Origin of the sequence: Acinetobacter sp. Ver3, from assembly GCF_000632455.1 — a bacterium.
In the GTDB taxonomy this organism is placed as follows: Bacteria; Pseudomonadota; Gammaproteobacteria; order Pseudomonadales; family Moraxellaceae; genus Acinetobacter.
The window spans coordinates 1-10,250 of sequence record NZ_JFYL01000085.1; the positions used below are offsets into that span (position 1 = coordinate 1).

Annotated in this window: 8 protein-coding genes and 1 pseudogene; 7 read left to right on the plus strand and 2 right to left on the minus strand. The window is 38.0% G+C overall.

Annotated features, from left to right (window positions below; all coding sequences use genetic code 11):
* Positions 1-190: 190 nt before the first annotated feature.
* Complete coding sequence (locus CL42_RS14460) at positions 191-1,246, minus strand: aromatic ring-hydroxylating oxygenase subunit alpha (protein ID WP_000991568.1); 1,056 nt, start codon at positions 1,244-1,246, stop codon at positions 191-193.
* 344 nt (positions 1,247-1,590) lie between these two features.
* On the opposite strand from CL42_RS14460, the gene CL42_RS14470 reads away from it, so the two are divergent.
* From CL42_RS14470 to CL42_RS17685, 3 genes and pseudogenes are all read left to right on the plus strand, one after another.
* Entirely contained in the window at positions 1,591-2,580 is a 990-nt protein-coding gene (locus tag CL42_RS14470; RefSeq protein ID WP_005403799.1) for an isopenicillin N synthase family dioxygenase, read from the plus strand.
* 26 nt (positions 2,581-2,606) lie between these two features.
* Complete coding sequence (locus CL42_RS14475; protein WP_035270141.1) at positions 2,607-3,683, plus strand: hypothetical protein; 1,077 nt, start codon at positions 2,607-2,609, stop codon at positions 3,681-3,683.
* Positions 3,680-4,767: pseudogene (locus CL42_RS17685) on the plus strand (BMP family ABC transporter substrate-binding protein). Before CL42_RS14475 ends, CL42_RS17685 begins: the two are co-directional and overlap by 4 nt.
* Before the next feature lie 70 nt (positions 4,768-4,837).
* On the opposite strand, the gene CL42_RS14490 reads toward CL42_RS17685, so the two are convergent.
* The gene (locus CL42_RS14490) at positions 4,838-5,770 is read right to left on the minus strand and encodes a LysR family transcriptional regulator (RefSeq protein WP_004778253.1); all 933 of its coding nucleotides are present in this window, start codon (positions 5,768-5,770) and stop codon (positions 4,838-4,840) included.
* A 306-nt stretch (positions 5,771-6,076) separates the two neighbouring features.
* Here CL42_RS14490 and CL42_RS14495 point away from each other — a divergent pair, with 306 nt between their 5' ends.
* Genes CL42_RS14495 through CL42_RS14510 form a run of 4 tightly spaced genes read left to right on the plus strand, consistent with a single transcriptional unit; the run spans position 6,077 to position 10,155 of the window.
* Entirely contained in the window at positions 6,077-7,051 is a 975-nt protein-coding gene (locus tag CL42_RS14495; RefSeq protein ID WP_000125683.1) for an isopenicillin N synthase family dioxygenase, read from the plus strand.
* A 16-nt stretch (positions 7,052-7,067) separates the two neighbouring features.
* Entirely contained in the window at positions 7,068-8,021 is a 954-nt protein-coding gene (locus CL42_RS14500) for an isopenicillin N synthase family dioxygenase (RefSeq protein WP_000735995.1), read from the plus strand.
* Positions 8,022-8,038: 17 nt separating this feature from the next.
* On the plus strand, positions 8,039-8,830 hold the full coding sequence (locus CL42_RS14505) for an outer membrane protein OmpK (protein WP_005403790.1): 792 nt from the start codon (positions 8,039-8,041) through the stop codon (positions 8,828-8,830).
* Positions 8,831-8,850: 20 nt separating this feature from the next.
* Complete coding sequence (locus CL42_RS14510) at positions 8,851-10,155, plus strand: nucleobase:cation symporter-2 family protein (protein WP_000185581.1); 1,305 nt, start codon at positions 8,851-8,853, stop codon at positions 10,153-10,155.
* Positions 10,156-10,250 lie beyond the last annotated feature (95 nt).

Sequence of the window (10,250 nt, forward strand, 5' to 3'; positions counted from 1 at the left end):
TCCCCCTGTACAAACTTGATATTGTAACAAAATCAAGTTTATTAATTAGAAGAAGCTAAGACAATGAAATTACGATAAATGGTGAGTCACTTTTATATTAGTATTTCTGCGAAATCAATCTCTAAAAATATAAGGGAGACTACCTCCCTTATATTTCAACCAATCGAGATAATCAGGTTATCTTATATCTCTAGACCACATATCTTTTACTTAATCCCCATTCTGCCAATATCCGTCTATATGTCGTTGAAGATTTGTCTGCTGCAAAGTGCGCCTCCATTGAAACATCTAATGGAAGTTCTTCCGGTTTTTGACTCTCAACAATATCCTGATCCTCTGCAAAAATTTGTGCATTGAAGTCATATACAGCCTGTAGGTCACCCGTCGTATCAAAATTACGTGTCAACGGAACAAATAGCCTGGTTTGATTATGCGAAACAGGACAACAAGCATTCAAAATTTTTAAAATCCCATTGTTAGGAAAATAGACAGTAAGTGTTGCCGAGAATGGAGGATATACATCAAATTCTCGTTTCCATAAGAAATTCTCTGGCTCTAAATGTCTCAAACTATGAGGAAAGTTACTTACTGTAGAGATATAAATCGTTTTAAGTCCATAATCTGTTCTTTCAGTTTCATATTTTGGCACTACTGGATTATCACGATCAGCGAATGCCTTGTTATGCACCCAGGCAAAATGTGCCACATCGATAAAACCTTCAAGCTGACGACCACTAGAACCTGCTATATCAACAAATGGTGGGAGTATTGATTGATGTTCATCCGAATCCCAAGTTTCAAGAACTGGAAAATTAGCTTCACTTTCATCACGGCTAAATAAGCTGGTCCAAACTAGTCCATATTTCTCAACTACAGGGAATTTAGTTAAGGTGAACCGATCTGAAATTTGGGTAAGTTCTGGTTGAGCAGGGATTTTTACGCACTTACCTTGTGCGTTATAGTTGAGCCCATGATAGGGACAAACAATATTTTCACCTTCTACCCATCCTTTACTTAATGGCACTCCTCGATGTGGACAGATATCTCTGACCAGATGAATTTCTCCACTTTCAGTTTTATAAATAGCCATTTTGACATCAAGAAGCTGAACTTGTTGCGGTTGGGTCGTTACATCCTGGATTTGAACTACCGGATACCAATGCTGCGCTAGAATATTCCAGTCATTTGGGTCAAATTGACTACATTGTGGCTGAGTGAATAAATTGAGAACTGGTATTGCATTCATTTTAGCGCTGCCCCTCTTATAAGTTATTGATTAATTCAAACTTCTTAGCATTGCTTCATCATGACTTTTTCTTTTCTATCTGTCTATTAAAGACTTTAGGAATGGTATTTCTAATTTTTAGAACACTTTTCTTATTATTGTTCTTCTTATCTAAACTTAACGAATAACTAGCATTTTATAACTCATCACAATTCTTAATTGATGCTGAATTACTTGGACTCCTATTACTACTCTGACTTTATTTAGTGTTGCCTTTTTGGCAACGAGTTGAGCGAGATTCTCTGCTATGCACGGAATTAAATTGTCATTAAGTTGATAACAACAAAGTTCAAAGAGCCACAAAAATGTTGACATACACACCACCTTCTACGGCTAAAAGTATTCCAGTAATCGACTTAAGCGACAGTTTTTCCGATAACCTAGAAAAACGGAAATCTGTTGCGTGGGAAATCCATAAAGCATGCAGAACAACAGGTTTCTTCTATATTAAAAATCATGGTATCGCTTCTGAAGTTCTCCAAAAACAATTAGACATTGCAAAACAGTTTTTTGACCTTCCGATTGAAAAGAAACTAGAAATTGATTTCAAAAACTCCAAATGCCTTCGTGGTTATGAACCAATGGCAGCTCAAACACTTGATGAAGGCTCTCCTCCTGACTTAAAAGAAGGGTTCATGTCAGGGAAAAATCTAGATTCAAGTCACCCATATGTCCAAAAAGGCTATCCACAACATGGGCAGAATCAGTGGCCTGAAGATCTTCCTGAAATGAAGACCCAGACCGAAACCTATATTCAACAGACTTTAAAACTGGGTAAGCATCTAGCTGGCCTATTGGCACTTTCTCTTGGGCTTGAAGAAAACTACTTCGAGGCAGGCTATGATGAAACTGTCATTATTACCCGTATGCTTCACTATCCTCCTCAATCTGAAAAAATTGTAAACAATCAGCTAGGGTCCGGTGCGCACACTGATTGGGGGTTACTGACGCTCTTATTGCAAGATGAAGTAGGTGGACTAGAAGTACGCAATAGTGAGGGTGAATGGATACGTGCACCTCACATACCAGATACTTTTATCGTAAACCTCGGTGATTTAGTCCAATTCATGACTAATGGACTCTACCTCTCAAATATGCACCGTGTTTTCAATAGTAAAGCAGGTGTCTCACGTTATTCGGTTCCAACCTTCTTTGACTTGGATTACGAATACAAAATCAAAACGCTGCAAAATTTAGGTGATCAATTTAAGGCTGAACCTAAAGAAATGACTGTAGGTGAATACATAGCCTATATGTATCAAAAAACTTACGCATCGAAAAAAGAAGCCGTTTAATTTATTCAACAGTTGGTATCAAAATTATGAAAAAAATGTTTCCCCTAGGTTGTGCTGGTTTAGGCATTCAAAACTCATCAAAAGAACGACCAGTAAGCCTGAATGAGCCTACTATTCTCGAACAGTTCGAAATGCTAAAAGCTGCGGAGGTCTTTGATTTTCTGGATCGTATCCCTCTTGAAGATAGTCAAATAGATGCTTACATCAAGGCAAGTCAGAAAACAAATATTCCAATTTATTCTGGTTGTGGCTTATATGTCATTGGCAAGGATGAGGATGCATTCAAACAGGATATTAATCGTAGTGCCGCTGTAGGGGCCAAATTCCACAATATGATGATTTGGGCAAAACATGCAGATGGTCATTATGTAACGAACGAAGAAGTTGCTAAAACTTATATCGATTTCTACACCTACGCTCAAAGTAAAGGAATAACGGTTACCTTAGAGTGCCACGTTGATAACTGGTCTGAAGATTATCGTCGAGTAATTCCGGTGGCAGATCTTATAGAAAAAGAAGGTGTGCCGTTTGAGTTTGCAATGGATTACAGCCATTGTATTTTTAAAATTGAAAATGAAATTGAGCTTGCTGTATCACAAATGCGTGATGATCCTGAAGCTATCAGAAAGTTAGATCCTTTTAATAATGATAGTTTTGCAGATGATTGGCTGAATCGAAATTTAGTTACATGGGGGCAGATCCGTCCTGCAGTCCCGAATAATCCAGTTAACTGGTTAGCATTTGAAACAGGACCATATAATGGCTTAGGAACAAATCGTCCTGGCCGAGGAATTCAGTATCCATTTAATCAACCTACGGAAGGTGAATGGCATACAGACTTCTGGCATGCATATAAGCTTGCACCAACCAAAGAAGTCATTCGTAAAATCATTGATAGCTACTTGAACAATCCAAATTCTAAAGTTCAACTTATGACTGTTGATAATATCAATTTAGAGTCGTATGGTTTAAATTGGAAATACAACATGTTTGCCGACAGTTGCAGTGTTGCCCATTATATTCGTGAGATTTATGAGGAGCGACTGGCAATATTTATGGCAAAACAAAATTCAACTGATACTCTTCAAAGAGAATCAGCATGAATAACCTACTTAATTTAAAAAATATTTTCGTAAATGCCAGTCTTTTAGGACTTTTACTCATCAGTGGGGCCAATCCAGCATTGGCCGCTGATCAAGCGGCTTTTGTCTATGTCGCTCATAAAAACGATTATGGTTGGTCTTATTCACACGATATAGGTCGTCTGAAAGCAGAAAAGTCCTTACAGGGTAAATTTCAGACCTCTTATATCGAGAATATTCTAGATAATGCCGACTCTGAACGTACATTTCGGAGACTCGCACAACAAGGAAATAAGGTTATATTTGCTACTACCTTCGGGTATATGAATGCCATTGAAAAGGTAGCTAAACAGTTCCCGAACACCATTTTTATGCATGCGAACGGATATAAAACTGCAAAAAATGTGGGAGTCTATGATATCCGAACCTATGAAGGCTCTTACTTGCAAGGGGTATTGGCAGGCTATAAGACTAAAAGTAATGTTTGGGTGTTGTAGCACCATTCCCAATTCCTGAAGTCATTAGAGACATCAATGCCTATACACTTGGGGCTCAATCTGTAAATCCAAAAATTAAGACCAAGATAGTCTGGATTAACACTTGGTTTGATTCAGGAAAAGAGCATGAGGCTGCACTTGCATTAATATCGCAAAATGCTGATATATTATCACAAGTCACCAACTCACCCGCTGTAGTTAAAGCTGCTCAGGAAAAAGGGAAATTTGGCTTTGGCTGGAACTCAGATATGAGTAAGTTTGCTCCTAAAGGTCACCTAGCTGCATCAGTGTTATATTGGGAAAAAATCTATACTCCTGTTTTGCAGCAAGTGCATAACAAAATATGGAAGTCGGGATCGACATGGTATGGTGTCAAGGAAGGTGCCATCGATATAGCAGGTTTTGGTCCAATGGTCTCTAACAATGAAAAAATGAAGGTTTTGGCAGTCCGAGATAAAATTCGTAACGGTCAATATATTGTGTTTAGTGGACCACTTTACAAACAAGATGGAACATTACTTTTGGGAAAAGGTAAACATCTCTCAAATACGCAATTGATGAGTATGAATTATTTCGTTAAAGGCGTGGATGCTGCTTATCCAAAATAAACAAAGCTAAGCCTTTATTGAGGGATTTCGATAAGGGCTTAGCTTTTTAGTTGTACTTTTCAGGTTATGTTTATTGTCCAGCTTCGCCTCTTTGTAGGATTTCATCTGTAATAAGCCTGGAGAGAGCGTCTGTTGCTGTAGAAAGATAATGACCTTTACGTGCATACAGACCTAAATCACAGTAGATACCATTGTTATCATTAAGCGGAATATAGCGAAGGCGATTATTAATTATTTCATTTTCCAACCCAAAGAATGTCTGAAAACCAATTCCCTTATTCCTGAGTATTAACTGTTTCATTAATTCCAAAGAACTCGTTTGTATTTTAAAATTTGGAATAGCATGTTGTGCACCCGCAAATAATGGCGCCAACTGTTGATAAATAGACAAATTAGGTTTTGGCATAATCACATCATAGTCGAGGCACTGATGGAATGACACCGTCTTTTGAGAAGCCAGCGGATGGTCAGTCGATACAATTGCACCTAATTTAAAATGGGATATTGCTATTTGGTGCAAATCATTATGCTTTGGCAAGGCAAAAGCCAAGCCTAGATCCACCCGATTTTCAATGATTTCATTAGGGATATCTTTTGAGCCTAAAATTGTAACCCCTACAGTTACATTAGGATATTTGACCTGGAATTTTTCAATAATCTCTGGCAGTAAATTAATCGCTAGTGTTTCAACACTCGCAATTTCAACATGACCTTTATAAAGCCCTTTCAGTGCATCCAATTCATTCTGCAATCGCTTAGTATCTCTCAGTACTAAACTAATATGTCTTGAAAACAACTCACCTGCATGAGTAAGCACCATACCCGAAGGCACCCGATTGAATAATGGTGCTCCAATTTCATCTTCGAGTTTTAAAATTTGCCTATTTACAGCGGAAGACACGACATTTAATTGTCTGGCTGCTTCCCTGATTGAACCGCACCGGCGTACAGCATCAAAATAATGAATTGCTGCTGAGTGAAAGCGAAGACCACGTGTACTCATTTTAACATCACATCCTATTCCAACTTTAAAGTCCAAATTCATTTATAAATTTGAATGAGCTATTGAAATAGAAGCAAAAAACTTGCCATTAAGTAGCAGCCATTTTTTGGACCTAAAGCATTATTTTCAGTGCATCCCGTTGCTTTTTCAGCATCACCACTCATTTAAAAAAGTTTAAGCAATTGTTTTTATTTAATTAATTAAGAATAGCTCTCTTTTTGGCATCAGCTTGCTCGATATTCATTGCTATGCGGTCTCATGATTATTTTATAAAAAAAGAAAACATTATTTTTGAGAGATTGCTACATGACTGCGCTGGAAAACAATCAAAACATTACCTCTATACCCATCATCGATATTTCTGGACTTTTGGATAATGACATACAAACGCACCAAAACATTGCCTCACATATTCGGAAAGCATGCTTAGATAAAGGTTTTTTTTACATTACCGGACATGGAGTTTCTAAAGCATTACAAGATAAGGTTTTTGAATATTCCAAATTATTTTTTAGTCTTCCCCCAGAACAGAAAAAGCAGTGGTCCAAAGAGCTTTCTGAAGCAAATAGAGGCTATGAATCATTAAGAGCACAAACACTTGAACCTAATTCTCCGCCTGATATAAAGGAAGGCTTTTATATCGGGAAGGAACGCTCACCTTCAGATCCTTTTGTCATCCATAAAGCTTTTAACCAAGGCCCAAACCAATGGCCAGATATTGATGGATTTAAAGAGGTAATGGAGGAATATCAAGTTGAATTGATTAAAGTCTCTGAACGACTCATGCGTGCTATTGCATTATCTCTAAACTTGGAAGCTGACTATTTCACAGAGTTTTGTAAGGATGCAGATTTAGTCACTTTACGCTTATTACACTATCCCCCTCAACCAGCTAATGCTCAACCAAATGAAAAAGGTTGCGGGGCACATACTGATTTCGGCGGGCTTACTCTATTACTTCAAGACCATAATCGTGGTTTACAAGTATGGGATCAGTCAACAAACCAATGGATTTGGGCAGAGCCTATTGAAGATAGTTATGTCGTTAACCTAGGTGACCTAATCTCTATGTGGACGAACAATACATATAGATCCACCCTCCATCGCGTCATCAACATCTCAGGTGGGGAACGATATTCTGTTCCATTCTTCTACAGCGGTAATCACCAGTATCAGATTGAATGCATTCGAGAGTGTTTGGAGGAAAACTCAGAACCGCTATATCCACCAATCAGTGTTGAACAGCATTATCGTAACATGTTCAAAAAAACATATATCTAATAATAAGGAGTTTCCCATGAAAAAATTACCAGTTATCGACATTGCACCTCTTTATGACGTTAACCATCCTGATTATGCAGATATATGCAACCAAATTGACCAAGCATGTCGTGAATGGGGATTCTTCTATATCAGTGGTTATAAACCGAATCACCTTGCAGAAGTTCAAAGTTTAGCTAAAGAGTTTTTTAGTAAGCCTCTACAAGAGAAATTAGAAATAGATATTCAAAAGAATAAAATTGCACATAGAGGATATGGTGCATTAGGAGTAGAACAACTGAACCCTGACTTACCTGAAGACTTTAAAGAAATATATGACATGGGTGTCCATTTAGAAGCTAATCATCCCGAAGTCATTAATCAAGAACCTCTAAGGGGACCAAATGTTTATCCAAATATTGAAGGGTGGAAAGTAGCTACAGAAGAGTATTTTGATGAAATGGTGGATTTAGCAAAAATATTGCTTAATGCCATGTCTCATGCCATTGGTCTTCCGCAAAATTATTTTGATCATTGTCTGCAAGACAGCCTATGTTTTCTCCGGTTAATTCATTATCCGCCTACCTTAGACAATACAGACTCTCAAGGTTTTAATGCGGGAACACATACTGATTATGGGTGTGTAACTATTTTGGCTCAGGATGAAGTAGGTGGATTACAAGTTCAGGATGTAAATGGTAATTGGATCGATGCTCCTCCTATACCTAACACCTATGTAATCAATATCGGAGATATGATGGCACGATGGTCAAATGATCTCTATAAATCGACACCTCATCGCGTTTCGAGTCCTAAAGGAAAACAAAGATTCTCATTTCCATTTTTCATACAACCTAGTCCAAAAACTGTAATCCGTTGCCTACCTAACTGTTACAGCGAATCCAATCCACCTAAGTACTTACCAATTACTAGTATGGAATATTTGCAATCACGTTTTAGTGCAACCTACAAACATCGTGCTGAAGTTTGAATATCGGAAACAATTATATGAAAAAAAATGCGCCCTATCTATTTTTAAGCACATGTTTAATAAGCACTTATTCTTTTGCTGAGGAATCATGGTTAAATTGGCAATCCAATAGTATTTCTGCACTTTACGGTAAAGGTTTTGAAGTTGAACCAGATACACATGAAACCATTACCTTCGAACATGCTAGTAATTGGAAATGGGGAGATCTTTATCTATTCGTCGACACTTATTGGTTTGATGGCGAAAAGACAGCTTCCCAAGGCCATAATGCGGTCTATACAGAAATAGCCCCACGCTTTTCAATAGGAAAACTAACCAATACGAATTTGAGCTTTGGGCCAGTGAAAGATGTCCTAATAGCTACGAGTTTTGACTTAAGTATTCAAGATCAGCCTGGCTATGACGATATGTGGACTTATTTAGTTGGTCCAGGTTTTGACCTAGATATCAAAGGCTTTGATTATTTCACCCTTAATTTTTACTATCGCATTCCAGACGATGGAAACACCCCAAGTGGACAATGGCAAATCACTCCTTCCTGGTCATATACCGTCCCATTTCTTAAATCATCAATCATTTTTGATGGATACATTGATTGGGTAGTCAATACCAAAGGTAATAACTCTTCCGACTTTCACTTTAACCCACAAATCAAATATGACCTTAGCCCTCATCTAGGCTTAAGCCCAAAAAAATTAGCAGCAGGTATTGAATACGACTATTGGAAAAACAAATTCTTAATCGAAGACACTCCATATTTTAAAACTAATCAAAATGCTACTAGTTTCATCGTCAAATATACCTTTTAGGCTGAAGGAGAAAAACATATATGACTAACACAATCACAGCCAATAACTTAAAACCAAGCTCCATGATTTTTCTCAGTATCCAGCACGTCTTGGTAATGTATGCAGGTGCTGTTTCAATTCCCCTAATTGTTGGAGGAGCTTTAGGGTTAAGCACTGCAGAAATTGCTTTCTTAATTACTGCAGATCTATTTGTTTGTGGCATTGCCACCCTCATTCAAACTATTGGTTTTAAAAATGTAGGTATTCGCTTTCCCATTATGATGGGAGTTACCTTTACTGCAGTAGGCCCAATGATTGCAATTGGGACTAATCCAGATATGGGACTACTAAGTGTATTTGGGGCAATCATTATCGCAGGGATCTTTGGCTTCCTGATTTCACCATTTATTGGAAAGTTAATACGATTCTTCCCTCCTGTGGTGACAGGAACTCAAATTCTTGTGATTGGTCTATCTCTCATTGGTATTGCAGGCACATGGTCCGCTGGCGGATATGGGGTAAAAGACTTTGGAAATCCATTGTACTTATCTATCGCTGCCTGTGTTCTATTAAGCATTATTATCATCAGCCGTTATGTTAAAGGCTTTTTGGGCAACATTTCAGTTCTAATCGGGATGGGAATTGGTTATATCATCGCTGCATTTTCTGGCCTCATCTCTTTAGACAAGATAGATGAAAGCCCATGGTTAGGTTGGGTGATGCCATTTCACTTCGGTATTCCAGAGTTTAACTTTTGGGCTGTCTTGACTATGTGCGTAGTCATGCTGGTTATTTTCATTGAAACAGCTGGGATGTTCATGGCTGTAGGTGAAATTGTTGAAGAAGAGGTGGATCAGGAAAAATTGACTCGCGGTTTTAGAGCTGACAGCCTTGGCACAATGATTGGTGGGATTTTTAATATCTTCCCGTATACATCCTATGCTCAGAACATCGGTTTGCTAGCGATCACAGGTGTTAAGAATCGCAGTGTATGTGCTTTAGCTGGTGTGTTTTTAATCCTTTTAGGTCTATTTCCTAAAATAGCTTACTTTGTTGCGTCTATACCCTCATGTGTTCTAGGTGGAGCCGCATTGTTTATGTTTGGGATGGTGACATCTAATGGTATCAAAGTACTGCAGCGTGTCGACTTTCAAAATGTGAATAATCTCTACATCATTGCAGTCAGTGCCGGCATAGGTATGTTGCCTGTATTCTCACCTACTATTTTCTCACAACTACCATCTTATCTTTCACCTCTGTTAAACAGCCCAATTTTGCTAACGGCTTTTTGTGCTGTGATTTTGAATGCTGTTCTCAATCGAAAACAGCGGATATTGGATGAATAGTATCTTCAGAAATTGAAAGATGCATAAATATCAGATACACAGGGCTTTGTTGCACAAACCTAGCCTATAAGGTTTATTCAGTCCTATAATTTCAA

What these genes read in the sequence shown, in the direction of transcription:
- CL42_RS14470 (WP_005403799.1), top strand. Translation starts at nt 1,591, where the DNA reads ATGTTGACATACACACCACCTTCTACGGCTAAAAGTATTCCAGTAATC.
- CL42_RS14500 (WP_000735995.1), top strand. Translation starts at nt 7,068, where the DNA reads ATGAAAAAATTACCAGTTATCGACATTGCACCTCTTTATGACGTTAAC.
- CL42_RS14505 (WP_005403790.1), top strand. Translation starts at nt 8,039, where the DNA reads ATGAAAAAAAATGCGCCCTATCTATTTTTAAGCACATGTTTAATAAGC.
- CL42_RS14495 (WP_000125683.1), top strand. Translation starts at nt 6,077, where the DNA reads ATGACTGCGCTGGAAAACAATCAAAACATTACCTCTATACCCATCATC.
- CL42_RS14460 (WP_000991568.1), bottom strand. Translation starts at nt 1,246, where the DNA reads ATGAATGCAATACCAGTTCTCAATTTATTCACTCAGCCACAATGTAGT.
- CL42_RS14475 (WP_035270141.1), top strand. Translation starts at nt 2,607, where the DNA reads ATGAAAAAAATGTTTCCCCTAGGTTGTGCTGGTTTAGGCATTCAAAAC.
- CL42_RS14510 (WP_000185581.1), top strand. Translation starts at nt 8,851, where the DNA reads ATGACTAACACAATCACAGCCAATAACTTAAAACCAAGCTCCATGATT.
- CL42_RS14490 (WP_004778253.1), bottom strand. Translation starts at nt 5,770, where the DNA reads ATGAGTACACGTGGTCTTCGCTTTCACTCAGCAGCAATTCATTATTTT.